The 25,108-nt window shown below is 73.5% G+C and carries 18 protein-coding genes; 13 read left to right on the top strand and 5 right to left on the bottom strand.

All coding sequences use genetic code 11. From position 1 onward, the window contains the following. Positions 1-22 precede the first annotated feature (22 nt). Genes RM590_RS18615 through RM590_RS18640 form a run of 6 tightly spaced genes read left to right on the top strand, consistent with a single transcriptional unit; the run spans position 23 to position 7,549 of the window. The gene (locus tag RM590_RS18615) at positions 23-1,726 is read left to right on the top strand and encodes an ABC transporter ATP-binding protein (protein ID WP_311705741.1); all 1,704 of its coding nucleotides are present in this window, start codon (positions 23-25) and stop codon (positions 1,724-1,726) included. Continuing rightward, positions 1,723-3,513: an ABC transporter ATP-binding protein gene (locus tag RM590_RS18620; protein WP_311705742.1), complete on the top strand. Its 1,791-nt coding sequence runs from the start codon at positions 1,723-1,725 to the stop codon at positions 3,511-3,513. The genes RM590_RS18615 and RM590_RS18620 overlap by 4 nt, the downstream gene beginning before the upstream one ends. Continuing rightward, complete coding sequence (locus tag RM590_RS18625) at positions 3,513-4,592, top strand: iron-siderophore ABC transporter substrate-binding protein (RefSeq protein ID WP_311705743.1); 1,080 nt, start codon at positions 3,513-3,515, stop codon at positions 4,590-4,592. The genes RM590_RS18620 and RM590_RS18625 overlap by 1 nt, the downstream gene beginning before the upstream one ends. Before the next feature lies 1 nt (position 4,593). Beyond that, positions 4,594-5,637: a FecCD family ABC transporter permease gene (locus RM590_RS18630; protein ID WP_311705744.1), complete on the top strand. Its 1,044-nt coding sequence runs from the start codon at positions 4,594-4,596 to the stop codon at positions 5,635-5,637. A gap of 1 nt (position 5,638) precedes the next feature. Beyond that, on the top strand, positions 5,639-6,697 hold the full coding sequence (locus RM590_RS18635) for a FecCD family ABC transporter permease (RefSeq protein ID WP_311705745.1): 1,059 nt from the start codon (positions 5,639-5,641) through the stop codon (positions 6,695-6,697). 6 nt (positions 6,698-6,703) lie between these two features. After that, the gene (locus tag RM590_RS18640) at positions 6,704-7,549 is read left to right on the top strand and encodes an ABC transporter ATP-binding protein (RefSeq protein ID WP_311705746.1); all 846 of its coding nucleotides are present in this window, start codon (positions 6,704-6,706) and stop codon (positions 7,547-7,549) included. Between the two features lie 40 nt (positions 7,550-7,589). Here the strand turns inward: RM590_RS18640 and RM590_RS18645 are convergent, their stop codons facing one another. Further along, on the bottom strand, positions 7,590-8,804 hold the full coding sequence (locus RM590_RS18645) for a S8 family peptidase (protein WP_311705747.1): 1,215 nt from the start codon (positions 8,802-8,804) through the stop codon (positions 7,590-7,592). Positions 8,805-8,981: 177 nt separating this feature from the next. Here RM590_RS18645 and RM590_RS18650 point away from each other — a divergent pair, with 177 nt between their 5' ends. Further along, positions 8,982-11,969, top strand: a complete 2,988-nt coding sequence (locus RM590_RS18650) for a bifunctional [glutamine synthetase] adenylyltransferase/[glutamine synthetase]-adenylyl-L-tyrosine phosphorylase (RefSeq protein ID WP_311705748.1) — start codon at positions 8,982-8,984, stop codon at positions 11,967-11,969. Here RM590_RS18650 and RM590_RS18655 read toward each other — a convergent pair. Next, positions 11,957-12,859 (bottom strand): phosphatase PAP2 family protein, encoded by a 903-nt coding sequence (locus tag RM590_RS18655; RefSeq protein ID WP_311705749.1) that lies wholly within the window; start codon positions 12,857-12,859, stop codon positions 11,957-11,959. The genes RM590_RS18650 and RM590_RS18655 overlap by 13 nt on opposite strands. Positions 12,860-13,092: 233 nt before the next feature. Next, positions 13,093-14,121, bottom strand: a complete 1,029-nt coding sequence (locus RM590_RS18660) for a LacI family DNA-binding transcriptional regulator (protein WP_311705750.1) — start codon at positions 14,119-14,121, stop codon at positions 13,093-13,095. A 289-nt stretch (positions 14,122-14,410) separates the two neighbouring features. Between RM590_RS18660 and RM590_RS18665 the strand changes: the two genes are divergently transcribed. The 6 genes from RM590_RS18665 to RM590_RS18690 all read left to right on the top strand — a co-directional run bounded on the left by RM590_RS18665 (position 14,411) and on the right by RM590_RS18690 (position 22,426). Continuing rightward, entirely contained in the window at positions 14,411-15,676 is a 1,266-nt protein-coding gene (locus tag RM590_RS18665; RefSeq protein WP_311705751.1) for an extracellular solute-binding protein, read from the top strand. 81 nt (positions 15,677-15,757) lie between these two features. Then, positions 15,758-16,675 carry a carbohydrate ABC transporter permease gene (locus RM590_RS18670; protein WP_311705814.1) on the top strand — a complete coding sequence of 306 codons (918 nt, stop codon included), beginning with the start codon at positions 15,758-15,760 and terminating at the stop codon, positions 16,673-16,675. A gap of 2 nt (positions 16,676-16,677) precedes the next feature. After that, the gene (locus RM590_RS18675) at positions 16,678-17,631 is read left to right on the top strand and encodes a sugar ABC transporter permease (protein ID WP_394813898.1); all 954 of its coding nucleotides are present in this window, start codon (positions 16,678-16,680) and stop codon (positions 17,629-17,631) included. Positions 17,632-17,683: 52 nt separating this feature from the next. Further along, a complete protein-coding gene (locus RM590_RS18680) occupies positions 17,684-19,357 on the top strand; it encodes a glycoside hydrolase family 13 protein (protein ID WP_311705753.1) in 1,674 nt (557 codons plus the stop codon). Next, positions 19,354-20,388: a LacI family DNA-binding transcriptional regulator gene (locus RM590_RS18685; protein ID WP_311705754.1), complete on the top strand. Its 1,035-nt coding sequence runs from the start codon at positions 19,354-19,356 to the stop codon at positions 20,386-20,388. Before RM590_RS18680 ends, RM590_RS18685 begins: the two co-directional genes overlap by 4 nt. Positions 20,389-20,707: 319 nt before the next feature. Beyond that, positions 20,708-22,426 (top strand): carbohydrate-binding module family 20 domain-containing protein, encoded by a 1,719-nt coding sequence (locus RM590_RS18690; RefSeq protein ID WP_394813895.1) that lies wholly within the window; start codon positions 20,708-20,710, stop codon positions 22,424-22,426. 28 nt (positions 22,427-22,454) lie between these two features. On the opposite strand, the gene RM590_RS18695 is transcribed toward RM590_RS18690, so the two are convergent. Both RM590_RS18695 and RM590_RS18700 read right to left on the bottom strand, forming a co-directional pair. Continuing rightward, on the bottom strand, positions 22,455-23,078 hold the full coding sequence (locus RM590_RS18695) for a hypothetical protein (RefSeq protein WP_311705755.1): 624 nt from the start codon (positions 23,076-23,078) through the stop codon (positions 22,455-22,457). Between the two features lie 89 nt (positions 23,079-23,167). After that, positions 23,168-25,069 (bottom strand): hypothetical protein, encoded by a 1,902-nt coding sequence (locus RM590_RS18700; RefSeq protein ID WP_311705756.1) that lies wholly within the window; start codon positions 25,067-25,069, stop codon positions 23,168-23,170. Positions 25,070-25,108 lie beyond the last annotated feature (39 nt).

Raw genomic sequence — 25,108 nt, forward strand, 5'->3', positions numbered from 1 at the left:
TGTCGGGCGGGTCGGAGGCGTGGTGAGAACTGACGGGCCCTCGGGCGGCCACGTCCTGCGGTCGGCCATCGCCGCGCAGTGGCGCGGCATGGGTATCGGCGCGCTGCTGGGCGCCGGACACCAGGTCGGCGAGGCGCTCGTCCCGGTGCTGATCGGCGTGGTGATCGACCGCGCGGTGGCCGGGGACGACACCGGCGGGCTGGTGTTCTGGCTCGCCGTGCTCGCCCTGGTCTACCTGGGGCTCTCCACCTGCTTCCGGTTCGCCGCCCGCGTCGGGGAGCGCGCCGCCGAACGGGCCGCGCACGACCTGCGGTTGGGACTCGTCCGCCGTGTCGTCCACCCCGGCGGCGGTACCGAACGAGGGCACCTGCCCGGCGCGCTCACCAGCATCGCCGCGGAGGACACCCGGCGCGTCGGCTCGTTCGCCATGGCCCTGATGCTCGGCATCGCCGCGCTCGCCGGACTGCTGACCGGCGCCGTGGCGCTGCTGCGGGTCTCCACCGAACTCGGGCTGCTGGTGCTGCTGGGCACGCCCTTGCTGCTCTGGCTGACGCACCTGCTGAGCAAGCCGCTGGAGCACCGCAGCACCACCGAACAGGAGCGCGCCGCCCACGCCTCGGGCGTCGCCGCCGACCTCGTGACCGGGCTGCGGATCCTCAAGGGGCTGGGCGCCGTGCCCGCCGCGGTCGCCCGTTACCGGCGCGTCAGCCGCGCCTCGCTCACCGCCACGCTGCGCGCCGCCCGCGCCGAGGCCTGGCAGAGTGGCATGACGACCGGCCTCACCGGCCTGTTCATCGCCGCGGTCGCGCTGGTGGGCGGGCGGCTCGCCGCCGGGGGCTCCATCAGCCTGGGCCAGTTGGTGTCCGCCGTGGGCCTGGCCCTCTTCCTGCTCGGGCCGCTGGCCACCCTCTCCTGGGTCAGCGCCGAACTCGCCCAGGGCCGGGCCTCCGCCGCCCGCGTCGCCGCGGTGCTCGACGCCCCCGCCGCCGTGACCGCCGCCGGGCGCGAGCTGTCCCGGCCGGTCGCCGGCCGGCTCCGGCTGAGCGGCGTGGACCTCGGCGGCTCCGCCGGGAGCGACCTGGAGGCCGCGCCCGGCGAGATCCTCGGCGTCGCCGTCACCGAACCGGCCCACGCCACGCGCCTGTTGGACCTCCTGACCCGCGAGACCGAGTCGGCCGCCGGGTCGGTCGAACTCGACGGCGTGCCCGTCAACGACCTCGACCCGGCCGAGTACCGCACGGCCGTGCTCGTCGCCGCCCATGACGCGGACCTGTTCGCGGGCACCGTCGCCGAGAACGTGGCCGCCGGCGCCCCCGACGGCGGTGACCTGACGGCCGCCCTGACCGCCGCCGCGGCCGACGACGTGGTGCGCTCGCTGCCCGAGGGCGCCGGGACGCCCGTCGGCGAACGGGGCCGCGCCCTCTCCGGCGGCCAGCGCCAGCGCGTCGCGCTGGCCCGCGCCCTCGCCGCGGATCCGCCGGTCCTGGTGCTGCACGACCCGACAACGGCGGTGGACGCCGTGACCGAGGCGCGGGTCGCGGCCGGCCTGCGGCGGCTGCGAACGGCGCGGCCGGACCGCACCACCGTGCTGGTCACCACCAGCCCCGCGCTGCTGGCCGTCGCCGACCGCGTGGTCCTGGTGGACGACGGCCGGGTGGTGGACGCCGCGCCGCACGCCGTTCTCGCCGAGCGGCACCCCGCCTACCGGGCGGCGGTGCTGACATGAGAGACGGCAGATCCGACGCGGACCTGCTGCCCGTGGCGACGGCCGCCCGGGTGCGCGCCGCCGTCCGCGCGCTGCTCGGCGCGCACCGGGGGCTCGCGATGGGCGCGTTCGGCACGATGGCCGTCGCGACCGCCGTGGGACTGCTCGTCCAGCCGCTGCTCGGGCGCATCGTCGACCTCATCGCCGAACGCCACGACGCCGGGGCGCTGACCCTGCCCGTGATCCTGCTCGCCGTCGTCGCCGTCGTGCAGGGCGTCACCACCGCGCTCGGGCTGTCCCTGGTCTCCCGGCTCGGCGAGACGCTGCTGGCCGACGTGCGTGAACGGTTCGTCGAACACGCCCTGCGGCTGCCGCTGCGGCGGGTGGAGCGGGCGGGCACCGGCGACCTCACCTCCCGCGTCACCGGCGATGTCGTGGTGGTCGCGCAGGCCGTTCGCAAGGCCCTGCCCGAGCTGGTCCGTTCGCTGCTGGCCATCGCGCTCACCCTGGGGGCGCTCGCCGTTCTCGACTGGCGCTTCCTGCTCGCCGCGCTGCTCGCCGTGCCGATCCAGATGCACACCGCCCGCTGGTACGTCACCCGCGCCGTCCCGCTCTACGCCGAGCAGCGCGTCGTGACGGGCGCCCAGCAGCAGCAGTTGCTCGACACGATCGGCGGCGCCGCGACCGTGCGCGCGTTCCGGCTCCAGGAACGGCAGGTGGCGGACGTCGCGGAACGGTCCGGCACCGCCATGGCGGTGTCCCTGCGCGGGGTGCGGCTGGTGCTGCGCTTCTACTGCCGGCTGCACCTGGCCGAGTACACCGGGCTGGTCGCCGTGCTGGTGACCGGCTTCGTGCTGGTCCGCCAGGACGCCGTCACGATCGGCACGGCCACGGCCGCGGCGCTGTACTTCCACAGCCTGTTCACCCCGGTCAACGCGGCCCTGGTGCTGCTGGACGACGCCCAGTCGGCGACCGCCGGGCTCGGCCGGCTGATCGGGGTCGCCGACCTGCCGGCCCCAGCCGAACTCCCCGCCCCGCGCCCCGCCGCCCCCGGCACGGTCACGGTCACCGGCCTGAGTTACGGCTACCGCCCCGGGCACCCGGTGCTGCACGACATCGACCTCGCGCTGCGGCCCGGGGAACACGTCGCGCTGGTGGGCGCTAGCGGCGCGGGCAAGACGACGCTCGCCCGGCTGATCGCGGGCATCCACCGGCCGGACGCCGGAACGGTCACCACCGGCGGCGCCGTCGGCCTGGTCACCCAGGAGGTCCACGTCTTCGCCGGGCCCCTCGCCGAGGACCTGCTGCTGGCCCGGCCCGGCGCGGCCGAGGCGGACCTCACCGGTGCCCTGGACCGGGTCGGCGCGCTGGAGTGGGTCCGGGCGCTGCCCGAGGGCCTCGGCACCGTCGTCGGCGCGGGAGGCCACCGCCTCACCGCCGCCCAGGCCCAGCAACTCGCCCTCGCCCGGCTCGTGTTGGCCGACCCGCCGATCGCCGTGCTCGACGAGGCCACCGCCGAGGCGGGCAGCGCCGGCGCCCGGATGCTGGAACGGGCCGCCGAACGGGCCCTCGAAGGCAGAACGGCGCTGATCGTCGCCCACCGGCTCACCCAGGCCCGCTCCGCCGACCGGATCGTCGTCCTGGACGGCGGCCGGGTCTCGGCCAGCGGCACACACGACGAGCTGTGCGCCGCGGGCGGCACCTACGCGGAACTGTGGGCCGCCTGGTCCCGGTCCCGGCCGGCCCCCGACCCGGGCCCGCCGTCCCCCCGCCCCCTCCTCCCCACCGTGACGAAGGACAGAAACTGATGTACCGAACGACCAGACGCTCCCGGCTGACCGCAACGCTGGCGGCTGTCCTCGTCCTCGGCGCCGCCGCCTGCGGCGGCTCCGGCGATTCGGGGTCGGACGACGGCGACGGCACCGGCGGCCGGGCCGGGGACCAGGCGCAGGCCGAGCCGGGGGCGTTCCCGGTGACCATCGAGCACCGGTTCGGCTCCACCACCATCGAGGAGGAGCCGCAGCGGATCATGACCGTCGGCCTGAGCGACCAGGACGCGGTGCTGGCGCTGGGCAAGGTGCCCGTGGGCACCACCGAGTGGCTCGGGCTGCACGACGCCGCCATCGGCCCCTGGGCCCAGGAGGAGATCGGCGACGCCGAGCTGCCCACCATGCTGGAGGACCCGGGCACCGGGCCCCAGTTGGAGGAGATCACCCTGCTCAACCCGGACCTGATCCTGGCGCTCTACGCGGGCCTCACCCAGGAGCAGTACGAGAGCCTCAGCCAGATAGCGCCGGTGGTCGCCGCCCCCGAGGAGTACGTCGACTGGGGCATCCCCTGGCAGGAGCAGACCCTCATCACCGGCCAGGCGCTCGGCCGGCCCGAGGCGGCCCGCGACCTGGTCACGGAGGTCGAGGACCGGCTCGCGACGGAGATGGAAGCGCACGCCGAGTTCCAGGAGGCCACCGGCATCGTGGCCAGCCCGTACGAGGGCTACTGGGTCTTCGGCCCGCAGGACCCGCGCTCCCGGCTGCTCACCAACCTGGGCCTGACGACGCCCGAGGGCCTCGACGAGGCGGTCGGCGGCGAGTTCGGCGCCAACATCAGCAGGGAACGCACCGACCTGCTCGACCAGTCCGTGGCCGTGTGGTTCGTCCCCGACCCGGAGACCGCCGTCGACGAGCTGCACGGCGACCCGCTCTACGGCGGCCTGGCCGTGGCCCAGGAGGGCCGCGAGATCATCGTCGGCGAAACGACCGACTACGGCGCGGCGTTCACCTTCGGCACCGTGCTGAGCCTGCCCTACGTCATCGACCGGCTCGTCCCGCAGTTGGAGGCGGCCGTGGACGGCGACCCGGCGACCGCCGTGGCACAGCCGGCCGACTGACGTGAACGGCGGAACGGAGCGGGGCGGCGGCCCGGCCGCGCGCCCCCTCCTGCTGGTCCTCTCGCTCGTGGTGCTCCTCGCGCTGCTCTGCCTGCTCTCCCTGGGGCTGGGCGCCCGCGACATCCCGCCCGGGCAGGTGCTGCGCACGCTCCTCGGCGACGCCCCCGACCAGCAGGTGGAGAACATCATCTGGTCGGCCCGCGTGCCCCGCACGCTGGTCGCCCTCGCCACCGGCGCGGCGCTCGGCCTGTCCGGCGGCCTGATGCAGGCGCTGACGCGCAATCCGCTCGCCGACCCCGGCATCCTGGGCGTCAGCGCCGGGGCCGCCTTCGGCGTCGTGCTCGCCAGCGCGTCGTTCGGCGTGGCATCGGTGTTCGGCTACATCTGGTTCGCCTTCGCCGGCGCGCTGGTGGCCAGCGTCGGCGTCTATGTGCTGGGCGGCGTGGGGCGTTCCGGGATCACACCCGTGAAGCTGGCCCTCGCCGGGGTGGCCCTCACCGCGCTGCTGTCCTCGCTCACCAGCGCGATCGTGCTGACCAAGCCGGAGACGCTGAACCGCTTCCGGTTCTGGTCCGCCGGGTCGCTCGCGGACACCCGCGGCGAACAACTGCTCACCGTGCTGCCGTTCCTCGTCCTGGGCGCGCTGCTCGCGCTGGCCTGCACCCCCGCGCTGAACAGCCTCGCGCTCGGCGAGGACATGGCCACGGCGCTCGGCCGGCGGACCGGGCTGATCCGGCTCCAGGGCGTGGCCGCCGTGACGCTGCTCACCGGCACGGCCGTCGCGCTCATCGGCCCGGTGGTCTTCATCGGCCTCGTCGTGCCGCACATCGCCCGGGTCCTCGCCCAGCGGGCCGGCATCGGCCCCGACCACCGCTGGCTGCTGCCCGTCTCGGCGGCGCTCGCCCCCTGCCTGATGCTCGTCGCGGACCTCACCGGGCGGCTCGTCGCCCGGCCCGTCGAGATTCAGGCCGGGGTGCTGGTGGCCTTCCTCGGCGGCCCGTTCTTCATCGCCCTGGTGCGCCGCCAGCGCCTCGCGGAGGTATGACGTGGCCACCCTCGAATCCCCGCCCACCCGCACGTTCCGGCTGGCCGTGCCGCCCGTCTCCGGGTTCCTGCGGCCCCGGCAGCTCGCCGTCTGCGCCGTGCTGGCCGTCGCCGTCTTCCTGCTCTTCTGCGGCAGCCTCGCCATCGGCGACGTGTCCCTGCCGCTCGACGAGGTGATACGCGCCCTGTTCGGCTCGGGCGACCCCGGAACGCTGCTGGTGGTACGCGAGTTCCGGATGCCGCGCGCCCTGGCCGGGCTGCTGGTCGGCATCGCGTTCGGCATCTCCGGCGCGGTGTTCCAGACCATGACCCGCAACCCGCTGGCCAGCCCCGACATGATCGGCATCACCCAGGGCGCCGGCGCCGCCGTCGTGGGCGGCATCGTCCTCGGCTGGGGCAGCGGACTCGGCACCCAGACCCTGGGCCTGCTCGGCGCCCTGGCCACCGCGTTGCTCATCTACGCGCTGGCGTGGAAGCGCGGCACCACCGGATACCGCATCGTCCTGGTCGGCATCGGCGTCGCCTGGATCTGCACCAGCCTCACCGACTACCTGACCGCCCGCGGCCGGATGAACGAGGCGCAGGCCGCCCTCGGCTGGCTGGTGGGCAACCTCAACGGCCGCACCTGGGACCAGATAACGCCCCTGGTGTGGGCCATGATCGCGCTCGTCCCGGCCGCGCTGCTGCTCAGCCGCCAGGCCCGCACCCTCCAGCTCGGCGACGACGTCGCCACCGCGCTCGGCACCGCCGTGCAGCGCGTGCGGCTGGCGCTGCTGCTCACCGGCGTCGGCCTGGTCGCGTTCGGCACCGCCGCCGCCGGGCCCATCGCCTTCGTCGCGCTGGCCGCGCCCCAGATCGCGCAGCGCCTGGTGCGCGCCGCGTGGCCGCCGCTCGTCGCCTCCGGGCTGGCCGGCGCGCTCGTCGTCCTGTTCGCCGATCTGGTGGCCCGGCAACTGATCCCCGACACGGAGCTGCCGGTCGGGGTCGTCACCGGGGTGCTCGGCGCGCCCTTCCTGCTCTGGCTGCTCATCCGCGTCAACCGCGCGGGCTCGGGAGGCTGATCGTTCATGACCACGTCGAAGACCGCCGGGGCGCCGCCCGTGGCCGACGAGCCCGAGCTGCGGGCGACCCGTCTCCAACTCGCCTATGGCGACCGGCTGGTGGCCGAGGACCTGGACCTGGCCGTGCCGCCCGGCCGGATCACGGCCATCGTCGGCGCCAACGCCTGCGGCAAATCCACGCTGCTGCGCGCCCTCGCCCGGCTGCTGTCCCCGAAGAGCGGCGCCGTCCACCTGGACGGCCGGGCCCTGCACACCATCCCGACCCGCGAACTCGCCAAACGGCTCGGCATCCTGCCGCAGGCCCCCGTGGCCCCCGAGGGGCTGACCGTCATCGACCTGGTCAGCCGCGGCCGTTCACCGCATCAGACGTGGTGGCGCCAGTGGTCCCGGGGCGACGAGGACGCCGTCCACGCCGCGCTGGCCGCCACCGGCATGAGCGACCTCGCCGGCCGGACGGTCGACGAGCTCTCCGGCGGCCAGCGCCAGCGGGCCTGGATCGCCATGGCCGTGGCGCAGGGCACCCCCGTGCTGCTCCTGGACGAGCCGACGACCTACCTCGACCTGGCCCACCAGATCGACGTGCTGGACCTGGTCACCGACCTCAACCGGCAGGAGAGCCGCACCGTGGTGATGGTGCTGCACGACCTGAACCAGGCGTGCCGGTACGCGGACCACATCGTCGCCATGAAGGCGGGGCGCGTCGTGGCCGAGGGCGCCCCGGCCGAGGTCATCACCGAGGAGACCGTGTCCGAGATCTTCGGGCTGCGCTGCCACATCGTCCCCGACCCGGTCAGCGGCACCCCGATGGTCGTCCCGGTCAGCCGCCACCACCCGGCCCCGGCGGCGCCCTGAGCAGGGACGCCGCCGGACCCCGGTGTCAAGGAAACCGGTGTCAGAAACCGCCGGTGTAGAGCAGGCGGTTGGGGGAGTTGGCCGAGACGGCCAGCACGTTCTTGGTGGACTGGCCGATGAGCCAGTTGGCCACCTCGGACGGACCGGCGGTCGGGTGGGCCGACTTGTAGAGCGCGGCGACCCCGGCGACATGGGGGCTGGCCATCGACGTGCCGTCCAGCGCGACGCTGCCGCCGCCGAGCCGGGCCGACATGATGGCCTGGCCGGGGGCGAAGATCTCGAGGCAGGGGCCGTAGTTGCTGAAGCCGGTCTGCCTGTCGTTGTGGTCGGTGGCGCCGACGGTCAGCGCCCAGGTGGCGCTGGCGGGGGAGACCTGGCAGGCGTCCCGTGTCTCGTTGCCCGCGGCCACCACCGGCAGCACGCCCCGGGCGGCCAGGTTGTCCACGGCGTCGTTGACGGCCTGGTTGAAGTCCCCGCCGAGGGAGGCGTTGACCACGGCGGGCTGCCGGGCGTTGTCCGCCACCCAGTCGAAGCCGGCGATGATCCCGGACCACGAGCCCCGGTTGTCGCAGCCGAGGACCCGGACGCTGACCAGGAGCGCATGCCGGGCCACGCCGAAGTTCGCGCCGCCGATGGTGCCCGCGACATGGGTGCCGTGGCCGGCGCAGTCGGCGCCGTGGCGCCCGTCGCCGATCGCGTCGAAGCCGAACACGGCGCGCCCGCCGAACTCCGGATGCCCGTAGTCGATTCCGCTGTCGATCACGAAGACCCGGGCCCCCGCGCCGGTGTGGTTGACGTTGTACTGCTGGTTCAGCGGCAGATAGAACTGGTCGATCCGGTCCAGCCCCCAGCTATAGGCCTGGGCCAACGGGCCGGGCGCCCGCACCGGTTCGGCCGTGGCGTGGCCGTCCTCCTCGACGGCCGTCACGCCCGGCAGCGCGCGCACCGCCGTCAACTGCTCCGGCGTGAGCTTCGCCGCGAAGCCGTTGAGGGCGGAGTCGTAGGTGAACAGCGGCTCGACCCCCGGCACCGCCCGCTCGATCGCGGTGTCCGGGGTGACGTCCTCGGAGAGCGTGACGATGTACTGGCCGGGGATGGGGTCGGCGGTGCGCAGCAGCGGCGCGGGCTCGGCGCCTGGCGTCCCGATGGTGGCCGTGACGGGTGGGGCCGCGGCGGCGGAGGTCAGGGGACCGGCGACCGCGAGGAGGAGCGCGGCGGCCGCGGCGAAGGCGCGAAGCTTCGTGTGTGTACCCATACCTAGGGGGTGGGCCGCGCGGGGGCCCCGGATGCGCACATTGCGCAACGAGAATGTAACTGTGGGTGGTGGATGATCGCCGCGCGCCCCCGCGGTGTGCTCGCGCCCCCCGTCCTGCCGCGCACCGGCAAGGCTTAACCTCTATGCGGGACATCGCGTACAGAAGGGACCACAGCCGTGCCGGTGGGCGGGCGAAGGGACAGCCGTTACGGACAACTGCTGCGCCGGGGGTTCACCGACCCCACCGCCGCCGCCGGGCTGCTGGACGCGCCGGCGCTCGCGCCGGCCGGCGGCGACGGCGTGCTGGCGGACGCCCTGGCCGCCACCGCCGACCCCGACCTCGCGCTGCGCGGCCTGGTCCGGCTCGCCGAGGCCCAGCCCGAGGGGGAACGTTCCCGACTGCTGGACACCCTGCTGGCCGCCAAGCCGCTGCGCGACCGGCTGCTCGCCGTGCTGGGCGCCTCCGAGGGCCTGGCCGACCACCTCGCCCGGCACCCCGCCGAGTGGCAGGCGCTCGTCGCGTTCGAAACGGCCGACTTGCACCCCGGCACCGAGGAGTTCGAGACGGCGCTCGCGCCGGCCACCGACCCCGACACGCTGCGCGTGCGCTACTACCGCGCCCTGCTGACCATCGCCGCCCGCGACATCACCGGCACCACCGGCTTCGCCGAGACCGCTGCCGAGCTGGCCGACCTGGCCACCGCCACCCTCCGCGCCGCCCTGCGCATCGCCGGGAACGAGGCCCCCGAGGACGCCGCGCAGTGCCGCCTCGCCGTCATCGGCATGGGCAAGTGCGGCGGCCGGGAGCTCAACTACGTCTCCGACGTGGACGTCATCTTCGTCGCCGAGCTCGCCGAGGGCGTCGAGGAGGGCCCCGCCCTCCAGGCCGCCACCCGGCTGGCCGGCCGCATGATGCGCGTCTGCTCCGACACCACCGCCGAGGGCACCATCTGGCCCGTCGACGCCAACCTCCGCCCCGAGGGGCGCAACGGCCCCCTCGTGCGCACCCTCAGCAGTCACCTCGCGTACTACCGGCGCTGGGCCAAGACCTGGGAGTTCCAGGCGCTCCTCAAGGCCCGCCCGGTCGCCGGCGACCAGGCCCTGGGCGACGCCTACTGCACCGCCGTCGCGCCCCTGGTCTGGCAGGCCGTCGAGCGGGAGAACTTCGTGCCCGACGTGCAGCAGATGCGCCGCCGCGTCGAGCAGTCCCTCCCCGCCGCCCAGGCCGAGCGGGAGCTCAAGCTCGGCCCCGGCGGACTGCGCGACGTCGAGTTCGCCGTCCAGCTCCTCCAGCTCGTGCACGGCCGCACCGACCCCGAGCTGCGCCGTTCCACCACCCTCGACGCGCTGGCCGCGCTCGCCGCCGGCGGCTACGTCGGCCGCCAGGACGCCGCCTCCCTGGACGCCTCCTACCGCTTCCTGCGCACCGCCGAGCACCGCATTCAGTTGCACCGGCTGCGCCGCACCCACCTCATGCCCACCGACGACGCCGAACTGCGCCGGCTGGGCCGCTCCCTCGGCTTCACCGGCGAGCCCGTCCAGGAGCTCAACGCCGCCTGGCGCCGGCACACCGCGGGCGTCCGCCGCCTGCACGAGAAGCTGTTCTACCGCCCGCTGCTGGACGCCGTCGCCCGCCTGGAGGCCGGCCAGGCCCGGCTCGGCCAGGACGCCGCCGCCGAGCGCCTCGTCGCCCTCGGCTACGCCGACCCGGCGTCCGCCCTGCGCCACCTGACCGCCCTGGCCTCCGGCGTCACCCGCAAGGCGGCCATCCAGCGGACGCTGCTGCCGGTGCTGCTGGACCGGTTCGCCGACTCGGCCGACCCCGACGCCGGCCTCCTCGGCTTCCGCAAGGTCTCCGACGCCCTGGGCACCAGCCCCTGGTACCTGCGGCTGCTGCGCGACCAGGGCGCCGCCGCGGAGAATCTGGCCCGTGTCCTGTCCGCCGGCCGCCTCGCCCCCGACCTGCTGCTGCGCGCCCCCGAGGCCGTCGCCCTGCTCGGCGACCCGGCCGGTCTCCGGCCCCGCCCTGGCCCCGCGCTGCACCAGGAGATTCAGGCCGCCGTCCGGCGCGCCGACACCCCCGAGGCGGCCGTCGCCGCGGCGCGCGGGGTGCGCCGCCGCGAGCTGTTCCGCACCGCAGCAGCCGACATCGTCGGCGCCTACGCGCCCGAGGGCACCCCCGCCGCCGAGGCACCAGGACCGGTCCTGGACCGGGTGGGCGACGCGCTCACCGACATCAACGCCGCCACCATCGCGGGCGCGCTGAGCGCCGCCGTCGCCGCCCGCGGCGAGGACGAGCCGCCGACCCGGCTGGCCGTCATCGCGATGGGCCGCTTCGGCGGCCACGAGCTGAGCTATGGCTCCGACGCCGACGTGATCTTCGTCCACGAGCCCCACGAGGGCGTTTCCGAACAGCGCGCCGCGGAGGCCGCGTTCGCCCTCGCCAACGAGATGATCCGGCTGCTCCAACTGCCCAGCATCGACCCCCCGCTCCTCATCGACACCGATCTGCGGCCCGAGGGCAGGAGCGGCCCGCTGGTCCGCTCGTACCGCAGTTTCGCCGCCTACTACCAGCGCTGGTCACTCGTCTGGGAGAGCCAGGCGCTGCTGCGCGCGGAGCCGGTGGCCGGCGACGCCGGGCTGGGGGAGCGGTTCCTCGGGCTGATCGACCCGCTGCGCTATCCGCCCGACGGTCTCGGCGACGACGCGGTGCGCGAGATCAGGCGGCTGAAGGCCCGGATGGAGGCGGAACGGCTGCCGCGCGGCGCCGACCCCACCACGCACACCAAGCTGGGCCGCGGCGGGCTGAGCGACATCGAGTGGACGGTGCAGCTCCTCCAGATGCGGCACGCCCACGCCGAGCCGGCCCTGCGCACCACCCGCACCCGGCGGGCGCTGGCCGCCGCGGCGGAGTGCGGGCTGCTCGACCCGGCCGACGCGGAGGTGCTGGACGAGGCGTGGGTGCTGGCCTCGCGCGTGCGCAACGCCGTGATGCTGGTGCGCGGCCGGCCGCTGGACACCTTCCCCACGGACGCGCGCGAATCGGCGGCGGTCGCCCGTTACCTGGGCTACGAGCCGGGCGCGGTCGGCCGGATGCTGGACGACTACCGGCGCACCACGCGGCGCGCGCGGGCCGTGGTGGACCGGCTCTTCTACGAGGGCTGAGCCCCGGCGTTCCGGGCTTTCCCGGCGTTCCCGGTGTCCGGAACGGTGGGCGGGATCCGGCGGGGCATCCGGTAGCAGAACGCGCCGTACCAGAGGCGGGCCACGGCGTAGCCGAACGCGAGGCAGATCATGCCGCCGACCGCGTCCAGCCAGAAGTGGTTCGCCGTCGCGACGATCACCAGCAGGGTCACGACCGGGTAGAGCGCGCCGAGGATCTTGAGCCACAGCGGCCTGGCGAGCACGAGGATCGTGATGCCGCACCACAGGGACCAGCCGATGTGCATCGAGGGCATGGCGGCGTACTGGTTGGACACCGAGGCCATGGCCGTTCCCTCGGCGGACAGCGAGCCCCACGTGTGGTGCACGGTGGCCGTGTCGATGAAGTCCATGCCCTCCATCAGCCGGGGCGGGGCGAGCGGGTAGAAGTAATACCCGAGGAGGGCGACGCCGGTGGTGGCGAACAGCACGAGCCGCGTCGCGCCGTACCGCCCGGGGTGGCTGCGGAAGAGCCACACGAGCACGACGATGGTCACGATGAAGTGCAGGGTGGCGTAGTAGTAGTTCATCGCCACGATCAGCCACGTGACGCTCTCGGCGGCGTGGTTGATCCCGCGCTCGAAGGCCAGGCCGAGCGAGTCCTGCACGTCCCAGATCCAGCGCGCGTTGCTCTGGGCCTCCGCCACCTGGTCGGGGGCGGCGTTGCGGATCAGCGAGTAGGTGCCGTAGCTGATGGCGATGAGCAGCAGCTCGAACCAGAGCCGCGGCCGACGGGCCACCCGAAGCGAACTCCAGCGCCGCGGTGCGGGGGCGGCGGCGGTCTCTTCCTGATCGGTGACGACCTCTGCCGGTTCCACTCGCTCATCTTTCGCACTGACGCCGGTTGCCCCCATGGGCCCACAGTCTGCCAGAGAGCCGACACTCCCCCGATCATCCTCCGGTCTGGTCTTCAGCCCACCACCTACTCCGGGGGTCGGACACTGCCCGTAGGGGCTGGGGGCGTCATGCCTGCTGGCTCCATTCCCCGGAGGGCGACCCCCGGACCCCCGGGAGCGCGGGGGTCGTCATGCCTGCTGGCTCCATTCCCCGGGGGGCGACCCCCGGACCCCCGGGAGCGCGGGGGGCGTCATGCCTGCTGTATCACCGGCGCGGTCGCGGTCGACCCGCGGACCACCAATTCAGGCATGAAAACGAACTCGCTGTGCGGAGCCGGTGTTCCGCCCACCTCTTCGAGGAGGGCCCGGACCGCCGCCTGGCCCATCGCGGGGACCGGCTGGCGGATCGTTGTCAGGGGCGGGTCCGTGAACGCGATCAGCGGGGAGTCGTCGAAGCCGATGACCGAGCAGTCCTCCGGCACGGACAGCCCGCGCTGCCGCGCGGCGCGGATCGCGCCCAGGGCCATCATGTCGCTGGCGCATATCACCGCCGTGCAGTCCCGGGCCAGCAGCGCGTTCGCCGCCGCCTGGCCGCCCTCCAGCGTGTAGAGGGAGTGCTCGATCTGCCGCTGCGCCTCCGCGGCCGTCACCCCGAGCTCCTCCTCCATCCCGCGCAGGAAGCCCTCGATCTTCCGCTGCACCGGAACGAACCGCGCCGGGCCCAGCGCCAGGCCGATCCGACGGTGGCCCAGCGAGGCCAGATGCGTGATGGCCAGCCGCATCGCCGCCCGGTCGTCCGGGGAGACGAACGGCGCGCGCACCTTGGGCGAGAAGCCGTTGATGAGAACGAACGGCACGCCGTTCCCGCGCAGCCGCTCGTACCGCTCCGTGTCGGCGCTGGTGTCCGCGTGCAGGCCGGAGATGAAGATGATCCCCGCCACGCCCCGCTCGACCAGCATCCCCGTCAGCTCGTCCTCCGTGGAGCCGCCGGGCGTCTGGGTCGCCAGCACCGGCGTGTAGCCCTGCCGGGTCAGCGCCTGGCAGATCACCTGCGCGAAGGCGGGGAAGATCGGGTTCTCCAGCTCGGGGGTGATCAGCCCCACCAGCCCGGCGCTGCGCTTCTGGAGCCGCGCCGGCCGTTCGTAGCCGAGCAGATCGAGCGCGGCCAGTACGGATTCGCGGGTGGCGGAGGCGACTCCGGGCTTGCCGTTCAGCACACGGCTGACGGTCGCTTCGCTGACCCCCGCCTGGGCTGCGATGTCAGCTAGCCGTGCGGTCACAGTTCGGGACTGTACCGGTCGTCGCTCCCGGCGCCCACCGCGGAGGGGACTGCTGTACCGGAATGTATGAATTTGGGTGGCCGCCCGCGCCGCACTCCCCACCGCGGGCCCCCGAGCGCCCCCCGCGTCCCCAGGGCCCCTCCGATCTCGGCCTTGCAGAAATTTGCCGCAAGGTCTTTCCAATCTCTTGCACCGCTGTTACGTTCCTCGACAGCCCGGCGCCGCAGAGGCGCGACGCACAGGGTGGAATTGGCCACCCAAATCGGGCGTAACGCTTGAAGGAGTTCACATGCGGCGCAGCATAGGGACGACGGCCGTCGTTGCGGCCCTGGCTCTTGCGGCAACGGCTTGCGGCAGCGACGGCGATGACGAGGGCGGCAGCGGCGGCGGGGGGTCGGAGAGCGGTGAGCTCACCGGCACGGTCACCTACTGGGACACCTCCAACGAGACCGAGGCGGAGGTCTTCGAGGCCGTCGCCAAGGAGTTCGAGGAGCTGCACCCGGGCGTCACCGTCGAATACGTGAACATAGGTTTCGACGACGCGCAGAACCGTTTCAAGAACGCCGCCGGCGCCAACGAGGCCCCGGACGTCATGCGCACCGAGGTCGCCTGGGTGGCCGACTTCGCCAGCCTCGGTTACCTCTACCCGCTGGACGACACCGCCGCGCTGGACAACCAGGAGGACTTCCTGGACGAGGCGTGGGCCAGCACCCAGTACGACGGCCAGACCTACGCCGTGCCCCAGGTGACCGACACCCTGGCCCTCTTCTACAACAAGTCCCTGCTCGCCGACGCCGGCGTCGAGGTGCCCACCTCGCTGGCCGAGATCGAGGAATCGACCGCCGCCTTCGAGGACGCCGGCACCACGCCGCTGTACGTCCGCGGCGACGACCCCTACTGGTTCCTGCCGTTCCTGTACGGCGAGGGCGGCGACCTGGTCGACGCCGAGGCCCAGGAGGTCACCGTCGACAACGAGGCCGGCGTGGCCGCGTTCGAGCAGATGCAGGGCCTCATCGACTCCGATGCCGCGATCACCGACACCAGCGAGGGCTGGGAGAACATGATGTCCTCCTTCGCGAACGGCGATGTCGCCATGATGATCAACGGCCCGTGGGCCATCGCCGACGCCACCGCCGCCCTTGGCGAGGACCTGGGCGTCGCGCCCGTCCCGGCCGGCGGCTCGGCGCAGGGCGCGCCGCTCGGCGGCTGGAACTACGGCGTCTACGCCGGCACCCCGGACGCCGACGCGTCCTTCGAGTTCGTCAAGTACATGAGCTCGGCCGAGACGCAGCAGCGCATCACCGAGGAGCTGAGCCTGCTGCCGACCCGCGACTCCGTCTACCTGGAGCCCAGCGTCCAGGAGAACGAGATGGTCTCCTTCTTCGCGCCGGCCGTGGATGTCGCCCACGAGCGCCCCTGGATCCCCGAGGCCCAGTCGCTGTTCGAGCCGCTGCGGATCTCCATCGAGGCCATGCTGACCGGCTCCGCGTCGCCCGAGGAGGCCGCCGCCGACACCGGGGACGCCTACCGTGAACTCCTCGAAGACTGGCAGTGAGCGGGGTCACGACCCAATGGCTGACGCTGTGAACTCCCCTGTCACGGCCCGCGCCGCGGGTCCGGCCGCGCCCCCGGACGGCTGCGCCGCAAGCTGGCCACGTACTGGTACGCCTGGGCGATGATCACCCCGGTGGTCCTGGTGATCGCCGCGATCATCGGCTGGCCGCTGGTCCGCGGTGTCTATCTGTCGCTCACCGACGCCGACGAGTCCAACGTCGCGCGCACGATCGGCGTCAACGAGATCCCCGCCACCTACGAGTTCGTCGGCCTGGACAACTACATCGACATCCTCCAGGACGACACCTTCCGGGAGCGGCTGGGCTGGACCGTCGTGTGGACGGTCTCCTGCGTGGCCATCACCTTCCTCATCGGGCTCGGCCTGGCCAACATGCTCAACCGCTCCTTCCGCGGCCGCGCCGTCTACCGCATGGCGCTGATCCTGCCCTGGGCGATCCCGGCGTTCGTCTCCGTGTTCGCCTGGCGGATGCTCTACAACGAGCGCAACGGCCTGCTCAACAGCCTGCTGGAGGGCGGCGGGATCGAGGGCATCGCCTGGCTGGACGACCCCACTTGGGCCAAGGTCGCGGTCATCGCCGTGAACGTCTGGCTCGGCGTGCCGTTCATGCTCGTCGCCATGCTCGGCGCGCTCCAGTCCATCCCCGCCGAGCAGTACGAGGCGGCCGAGATGGACGGCGCGAACGCCTGGCAGCGCTTCACCAACATCACGCTGCCCGGGGTCCGTTCGGTCTCCATGACCGTGGTGCTGCTCAGCACCATCTGGACCTTCAACATGTTCCCGGTCATCTTCCTGCTGACCCGCGGCGGCCCGGCCGGCTCCACCGACATCCTGGTGACCGAGGCGTTCCGGCTGGCGTTCGTGGCCAGCCCCCGGGACTTCGCCAACTCCGCGGCCTGGGGCGTGCTGATCCTGCTGCTCCTGGTCCTCTTCGCGATCGCCTACCGCAGGGTGCTGCGCCGGCAGGGAGAGGTGTGGTGACGATGAGCACCGAGACGACACCGGTCAACGGACCCGGCGCCCGGTCCGCCCCGCGTGCGACGACACCGCAGGCGGCGCCCGGCGGCAGCCGCGCCGGCGGAGGGGGCGGGCGGCCCAGGCGGGTCCGCCGGCGCGGCGAACGCAGCCGCGCGGCCTCCATCGGCCTGCACGCGACGCTGCTGCTCGCGGCCCTGATCGCGGTTTTTCCGCCGTTCTGGCTGCTGGTCACGTCCTTCAAGCCGAAGACGGACACCTTCACTCGGTCCCTGTTCTCCAACTTCACGCTGGACAACTACGACCACGTGCTCAACGACACCGAGTTCCTGACCTGGTTCGGCAACTCGGTGCTGATCGTGGTGCTGACCACGGTCATCGGCGTGCTCATCTCGGCCACCACCGGCTACGCGCTCAGCCGCTTCCGCTTCCCGGGCATGCGCCCGCTGATGTGGACCCTGCTGATCACGCAGATGTTCCCGATGGCCGTGCTCATCGTGCCGCTGTACAACCTCATGTCCCGCTACGGGCTGCTCAACCAGCCGGTGGCGCTGGTCATCACGTATCTGACGATCGCGGTGCCGTTCTGCGCCTGGATGATGAAGGGCTTCTTCGACACCATCCCCGTCTCCATCGACGAGTCGGGCCGGGTCGACGGGCTCAACCCGTTCGGCACGTTCTGGCGGCTGATCATGCCGCTGGCCCGGCCGGGCCTGGCGGTCACCGGGTTCTACACCTTCGTCACCGCCTGGGCCGAGGTCGCCTACGCGACCGCGTTCATGACCGGCGAGCAGAACCTCACGCTGGCCGGCGGTCTCCAGACGTTCGTCAACCAGCACACCCAGGACTGGCATCTGATGACGGCCGCGGCCGTGCTGATCGCCGTGCCCGCCACGCTCGTCTTCGGGTACGCCCAGCGCCATCTCCAGTCCGGACTCACGGCCGGGGCCACCAAGGCCTGACCCGACCAGCACCGACCTGACCTGACCTCCACGCGACCTCTTCAGGGATGACATGACTCAGCACCTCGCTGACCGCGCCCAGCCGACCAGCGACCCCACCAGTGCCCCCCGCAGCCGGCCGGAGTGGTGGCGCGACGCGGTCATCTACCAGGTCTATCCGCGGTCGTTCGCCGACGGCAACGGCGACGGCATGGGCGACCTCGCCGGCATACGCAGCCGGCTGCCCTACCTCGCCGACCTGGGTGTCGACGCCGTCTGGCTGAGCCCCTTCTACGCCTCCCCGCAGGCCGACGCCGGATACGACGTGGCCGACTACCGCGCCATCGACCCGATGTTCGGCGACCTGCACGACGCCGACGCGCTGATCCGCGACGCCCACGACCTGGGCCTGCGCGTCATCGTGGACATCGTGCCCAACCACTCCTCCGACCAGCACGAATGGTTCCAGCGGGCGTTGCGCGACGGGCCCGGCTCGCCGCTGCGCGACCGTTACCACTTCCGCCCCGGCAAGGGCGAGACGGGCGAACTGCCGCCCAACGACTGGGAGTCCATCTTCGGCGGCCCGGCCTGGACCCGCACCGAGAACCCGGACGGCACCCCCGGCGAGTGGTACCTGCACCTGTTCGCCCCCGAACAGCCCGACCTGAACTGGGACAACGGCGCGGTGCACGACGAGTTCCGCTCGCTGCTGCGGTTCTGGCTGGACATGGGCGTCGACGGCTTCCGCATCGACGTCGCGCACGGCCTGGTCAAGGCGGCCGGCCTGCCGGACATGGGCCACCCCGGGCAGTTGAAGCTGCTCGGCACCGAGGTGCTGCCGTTCTTCGACCAGGACGGCGTGCACGAGATCTACCGCTCCTGGCGCAAGATCCTCGACGAGTACCCACAGCAGCGCATCGGCGTCGCCGAGGCGTGGACGCCCAACGAGGGCCGCACGGCGCTGTACGTGCGCCACGACGAGCTGCACCAGGCGTTCAACTTCCACTACCTCACCACCCCGTGGGACGCCGCCGAGCTGCGCCGCGTCATCGACTCCTCGCTGGACTCGATGCGGCCCGTTGGCGCGCCCACCACCTGGGTGCTGTCCAACCACGACGTGGTGCGCCACCGCACCCGGCTCGGCGGCGGGATCGAACGGGCCCGCGCCGCGACCCTGCTGATGCTGGCGCTGCCCGGCTCCGCCTACGTCTACCAGGGCGAGGAGCTCGGCCTGCCCGAGGTCACCGACCTGCCCGACGACGTCCGCCAGGACCCGGCGTTCTTCCGGCGCGGCGTGGGCGGTTCCGGCTCCGAGGGCCAGGACGGCCTGCGCGACGGCTGCCGGGTGCCGATCCCGTGGACCGCGCAGGGCGCCTCCTACGGCTTCGGCGACGGCGGAAGCTGGCTGCCGCAGCCGGCCGTGTGGGGCAAGCTGTCCGTCGCCGAGCAGACCGGCGACCCCGGCTCGACGCTGGAGCTGTACCGGGCGGCGCTGACCCTGCGCCGGTCGCACCCCGCGCTCGGCGCGGGCGACGCCGTGGAGTGGCTGGCCGCGCCCGCCGGCGTGCTGGCGTTCCGGCGCCGCGCCGCGGACGGCTCCGCGCTGGTCTGCGTGGTCAACACCACGGACGCCCCGGTCGCCGTCCCCGACCTGCTCACCGCACCGGGCCACCGGCTGCTGGCCAGCGGCCCCTGCCCGGACGGCGCCGTGCTGCCCGCCGACACGACGGTGTGGTGGCAGGCGTGAGTGATCCAGGCCCGGTCCCGCCGGCGCCGGACCCGGTCCTGCCGGGCCCGGCGCGGCTGGCCGACATCGCCCTGCAGGCCGAGGTCAGCGAGGCGACGGTCAGCCGCGTTCTCAACGGCAAGACGGGCGTGGCCGCGGCCACCCGGCAGCGGGTGCTCGCGGCCCTGGACGTGCTCGGCTACGAGCGGCCGGTCCGGCTGCGGCAGCGCAGCGCCGGCCTGATCGGGCTGGTGATACCGGAGTTGACCAACCCGATATTCCCGGCCTTCGCGCAGGTCATCGAGCAGGTGCTGGCCCGGGACGGCTACACGCCCGTGCTCTGCACGCAGAGCCCGGGCGGCGCCACCGAGGACGAGCTGGTCGACCAGCTCGTCGAACGCGGCGTCACCGGCATCGTGTTCCTGTCCGGGCTGCACGCCGACACCTCGGCCGACCCGGCGCGCTACACCCGGCTGACCGGGCGCGGCGTGCCGTTCGTGCTGATCAACGGGTTCAACCCGGCGATCAAGGCGCCGTTCGTCTCGCCCGACGACGGCGCCGCGACCCGCATCGCGGTCCAGCACCTGCGCGCGCTGGGTCACCGGCGGATCGGCCTGGCCGTGGGCCCGGAGCGGTTCGTGCCGGTGCAGCGCAAGGTGGCCGGCTTCCTGGACGAGACGGCCGGCCAGGGCGTGGTGCAGCACTCGCTGTTCAGCGTGGAGGGCGGCCAGGCAGCCACCTCCGCGCTGCTGGACGCCGGCTGCACCGGCATTGTCTGTGGCAGCGACATGATGGCCCTGGGGGCGGTCCGGGCCGCGCGGCAGCGGGGACTGGAGGTGCCGCGCGACGTCTCGGTGGTGGGCTACGACGACTCCGACCTGTTCGCGTTCACCGACCCGCCGCTGACGACCCTGCGCCAGCCGGTGCGCCCGATGGCCAGCGCCGCGGTCAACTCCCTGCTGGAGGAGATCAACGGGAACCCCGTCCAGCACACCGAGTTCGTCTTCCAGCCCGAGCTCGTGGTCCGCGGCTCGACCGCCCAGGCGCGCTGAACGCATCCCCCGGCCGGCCGGGCGCGTGGGGCCGGATGGACCCTCGACCGGCCGGGGGGCTGTCCGCAAGCTAGCAGTCCGCAAGCTCTTGCGTAAGAGCTTGCGGGCTTGGTCACGCGGATATTTCCCGGACGTGCGCAAAGGATTGACCCGACTCCCGAGTCGCTCTACGGTCTCCCGTGCAAGAGTTTGCAGCAAGAATCGGCTCAGGCTCGTCGGCCTTGCGGGCATGGCGCGTTGCCTCTCACCGGCCGCACCCCCCACCTCTCCAGGAGGCGTTTTGTCCGCTCGTCGTCAAGGAAGACACGGGATCCGAAGAGTGCGGAGGCTCGGCAGCGCGTTCCTCGCGGGACTGGTGACCGTCGCGGCCACCGTCCTCTCCCTCACCGCCACCGCGCCCGCGGCCCAGGCCGCCCCGCCCGGCACCAGGGACGTCACCGCCGTCCTGTTCAACTGGAACTTCGACTCCATCGCCCGGGAGTGCACCCAGCGCCTCGGCCCCGCCGGGTACGGCTACGTCCAGGTCTCCCCGCCCCAGGAGCAGATCCAGGGCGGTCAGTGGTGGACCAACTACCAGCCGGTCAGCTACCGGATCGACAGCCGCCTGGGCAACCGGGCCCAGTTCCAGACCATGGTCACCACCTGCCGGAACGCGGGCGTCGGCGTCGTCGTCGACGCGGTGATCAACCACATGACGGCCGGCTCCGGCACCGGCACCGGCGGCTCGGCCTACACCAAGTACAACTACCCCGACGCCCCTTACAGCGACGGGGACTTCAACACCTGCCGCCGCGAGATTGGGAACAACTACGGCGACCGGTACAACGTCCAGAACTGCGAGCTGGTCGGCCTGGCCGACCTCAACACCGGCAAGGACTACGTCCGCCAGCGCATCGCCGACTACATGAACGACCTGCTCTCGATGGGCGTGGCCGGCTTCCGCATCGACGCCGTCAAGCACATCCCGGCCGCCGACCTGGCCAACATCAAGTCCCGCCTGACCAACCCGAACGTCTACTGGAAGCAGGAGGCGATCTTCGGCGCGGGCGAGGCCGTCCTCCCCGACGAGTACCGCGGCACCGGCGACGTCCAGGAGTTCCGCTACGGCCGCGACCTCAAGCGCGTCTTCGAGAACGAGAGCCTGGCCTACCTGGAGAACTTCGGCGAGGGCTGGGGCCATATGCCCTCGGGCGGCACCGCCGTCTTCGTCGACAACCACGACACCGAGCGCAACGGCTCCACCCTCAACTACAACAGCGGCGCCAACTACACCCTGGCCAACGTCTTCATGCTGGCCTGGCCCTACGGCTCGCCCGATGTCCACTCCGGCTACGAGTTCAGCCACCACGACGCCGGGCCGCCCAACAACGGCCAGGTCAACGCCTGCTGGCAGGACGGCTGGAAGTGCCAGCACGCCTGGCCGGAGATCGAGAGCATGGTCGCGTTCCGCAACGCCACCCGCGGCCAGCCGGTCACGAACTGGTGGGACAACGGCAACGACGCCATCGCGTTCGGCCGCGGCAGCCAGGGCTATGTCGCCATCAACCACGAATCCGGCGCGCTGACCCAGACGTTCCAGACCTCGCTCGCCGCGGGCACCTACTGCGACGTGCAGAGCGGCCAAAGCGTCACGGTCAACGGCTCCGGCCAGTTCACCGCCACCCTCGGCAGCAACACCGCGCTCGCCCTGCACACCGGCGCCCGCGACTGCGACGGCGGCGGCGAACCCACCCCCGATCCGGCGACCGGCGCCTCGTTCAACGTCAACGCCCAGACCCAGTGGGGCGAGAACATCTATGTCGTCGGCAACCTGACCCAGCTCGGCGGCTGGAACCCGAGCCAGGCCATCCGGCTCGACGCCGCCGACTACCCGGTGTGGCGGGCCGAGCTGACGCTGCCCGCCGGCACCACGTTCGAGTGCAAGTACATCCGCCGCGTGGACGGCCAGTCCGGCGTCACGTGGGAGAGCGGCGGCAACCGAACCGCCACCGTCCCCACGAGCGGACGGATCGTGCTCAACGACACCTGGCGGGTCTAGCCAGCCTCCGGTGCGCGGCCGGTGTCCCTCATCCCTCGGGGGACACCGGCCGCAGCCAGTCGGTCAGCACGACCGCGCCGGCGCCGAAGCGCTGCTCCAGCGACTCCTCCAACTCGGGTGTCGAGGCGACCACTTCGGCCCGGAGAACGCCGTGCTCCTCATCCGGCCACGAGCTCAGGATCTCCGGGTAATTCTCGGTCAGCTCGGTCTGAATGGAAAGCAGCTCGTCGTGAGCGAGCCCGGCCGGATCCTCCGGCAGCGGGGCGCTGTCGTCCGGCTCCACCACCTCCGGGCCGCCCGCGCCGGGGTCGGGCGCGGCGGCCGGCTCGGTGAGCGTGAACCGCTCGCCGTCCCAGGTGCCGGTCAGCGCGTACATGCCCCACGTCGTACCGTTCGCGGTCTCCGCCTCCACGGCCGACCAGTCCCAGTTGGTGATGTCCGGGCCCCCGCACTGCGGGGGCAGCGACTCCATCACCGAGTGGCACAACTGCGGGCCGTGGTCGCCGGATTCGAGCACCGTGGCGGTCACCTGATAGAGCTGCGGCTCCTCCTGGCCCGCGGCCGGCGGCGGGGAGTCGGCGGCCGGCGGCACAGTGCGCGAACCGTCCCCCTCCTCCCCGCAGGCGGCGAGCAACAGGACCACGGGCACCATGCCCAGTAACGTTCGTTTGCCCATGCCGCTTCGACGTGGCCGGACACCGATGGGTTCCGGTCCGGCGCGCGCCGCTCAGCCCGGCATCGTCAGCCCAGCATCGCCAGCTTGCCGCCGTCCGCGAGCTCGGCCGTCAGCTCGGCCTCGGCGCCCGCCTCGGCCGGTAGCGCCACCGTCCGGCCCTCCTCGCGGCCGGTCACCCCGCCGGTCGCCGCGATGGCGGTCACCTGCTCGCTGCCGGCCGCCACCAGGTACCAGGCGTCGGCGGGGGAGCGCCACAACACCCCGCTCAGCACGCGGGGCTCGCGCGCCCCGCAGGCCGGGCCGTCCTCGGCGGTCGCCGTCACCGCGCCCTGCTCGCCCTGGTGGTGCGCCGGCGGCACGAACAGTGCCAGCGCCCGGGTGCCCACCCCGCGCCAGGTCTCCGAACGCGCGCACACCCAGTCCGCGGACCCGCCGTCGTCCGGCAGGGACTGCTCGGCGAACGCCCAGGCGTTGACCGTCCGCACCCCGCCGCCGTTGGCCGCCGAAAGCTGGCAGGCGATCCGCGCCCACCGGTGCCGGGCCGCGGGCTCCGCCGCCACGGTGCGCTCGTTCCCCGGGGAGCCCGAGGTGAGCAGCGCGGGCGGCAGCTCGCCCAGGTCGGCCAGCACGAACGGCAGGTCCGCGCCGCGCGCAGTCACCTCCAGCACCGGGAACTCGGTGCACTCGCCGCTCGCGGCCCGGCCCGCCGGGGTGCGGATCGCGTCCGTCACGCCGTGCTCGTCCACGGCGATGGGCGTGGCCTCGCCGACCGGGTCGAGCAGATCGGTCGTCGCCGCCTCGCTCACCCAGGGAGCCGTCAGATAACGGGTGTTGCCGTCGCCACGGCCGATGACCACCGCGGAGGCGCCGACGAGGTCGGCCCCGTCCACCCGGGCGAAGTCCAGCACCACGCCGCCCTCCGCCGCCCCGGTCGGCTCCGCGTACCGCACCAGCCGCAGCCCGTCGTACAGCAGCACGACCGAGGAGCCGCCCGCCTCCCCGGCGTACAGCAACTGCGCGGGCCCCGGCGCCGGGCCCGTCTGGGTGCCGGCCGTCGCGGACACCGTGACCTCATCGCCGGGCCTGGCCCACACCGCCAGCGCCCGGCGCAGCAGCCCGGTGTCGTCCAGCGCGCCACCGCGCGCGGGCCACACCGAGAAGTCGGTGCGGGACGACTGCCGCCACACATCGGCCGGGATGCGGCGCAGCCCGGCCGGATCGAGCGCGGCCTCGGCGGCGGCGTTCTCCGCGTAGGGCGGCGCCGCGGCGCCGTCGGGGCCCCAGCCGCCGGGCAGGAACGCCAGCGCTCCGGCGGCCAGTGCGAGGGCGGCCCCGCCGATCAGCGCGGTCCGCGCGTACTGGCGGCGGCGCAGCAGGTCGGTGGGCCGGGCCTGGAGCAGGCAGGGGTCGGTCAGCGACGGCGAAACGGACACGTCCGCGGCCGACTTGACCGCCGCCCGCGACTGCTGCTCGGACACCCCGGCGGCCTCCAGCAGGTCCCGCACGGCGGCGTCGCCCAGCCCGTCCAGGCGGCGCAGCGCGTAGGCGGCGCGGCCGGCCGGCGACAGGCCGGACAACTGCTGCTCCAGCACCACCTCGTCGGACTCGCCGGCCCGCGGGAACAGCCTCAGCCCCACCACCTGCGGCAGCAGCCGGGGCGCCCGCGGCAGCCAGCGCACGGGCCCGGGCCGGCTGGCGTCCAGCGCGGCGCGCAGCACGCGCAGCCGCAGACAGGCGTAACCCGGGTCGCCGCCCCGGGGCGAGGGCACGACGGGCCCGCCGTCGTCCGACTTCCCGCGCGGCAGGGCCCGTTGCACAACGGCGTGCGCGCCGAGCACCCGCCGGTGGCGGCCGAGGGAGGGCGGGAGCACCAGATATCCGAGCCGGACCAGCCGCGGATAATGCTCGACGAGCGCTGCCTCGGCCTGGTCGAGCCCCAGGGCGGGCCGCACGTCCTGAGAAGACACATCGCTGGGAGACACACCCACAAAACGAGCCCCGCGCCC

Origin of the sequence: Streptomyces litchfieldiae, assembly GCF_031845365.1 — a bacterium.
GTDB classification, from domain to species: Bacteria; Actinomycetota; Actinomycetes; order Streptomycetales; family Streptomycetaceae; genus Streptomyces; species Streptomyces litchfieldiae.

Bases quoted from the DNA above. Each gene is read 5' to 3' on its own strand.
- RM590_RS18620 (WP_311705742.1), top strand. From the start codon at position 1,723: ATGAGAGACGGCAGATCCGACGCGGACCTGCTGCCCGTGGCGACGGCC.
- RM590_RS18625 (WP_311705743.1), top strand. From the start codon at position 3,513: ATGTACCGAACGACCAGACGCTCCCGGCTGACCGCAACGCTGGCGGCT.
- RM590_RS18640 (WP_311705746.1), top strand. From the start codon at position 6,704: ATGACCACGTCGAAGACCGCCGGGGCGCCGCCCGTGGCCGACGAGCCC.
- RM590_RS18645 (WP_311705747.1), bottom strand. From the start codon at position 8,804: ATGGGTACACACACGAAGCTTCGCGCCTTCGCCGCGGCCGCCGCGCTC.
- RM590_RS18655 (WP_311705749.1), bottom strand. From the start codon at position 12,859: ATGGGGGCAACCGGCGTCAGTGCGAAAGATGAGCGAGTGGAACCGGCA.
- RM590_RS18665 (WP_311705751.1), top strand. From the start codon at position 14,411: ATGCGGCGCAGCATAGGGACGACGGCCGTCGTTGCGGCCCTGGCTCTT.
- RM590_RS18675 (WP_394813898.1), top strand. From the start codon at position 16,678: ATGAGCACCGAGACGACACCGGTCAACGGACCCGGCGCCCGGTCCGCC.
- RM590_RS18680 (WP_311705753.1), top strand. From the start codon at position 17,684: ATGACTCAGCACCTCGCTGACCGCGCCCAGCCGACCAGCGACCCCACC.
- RM590_RS18695 (WP_311705755.1), bottom strand. From the start codon at position 23,078: ATGGTGCCCGTGGTCCTGTTGCTCGCCGCCTGCGGGGAGGAGGGGGAC.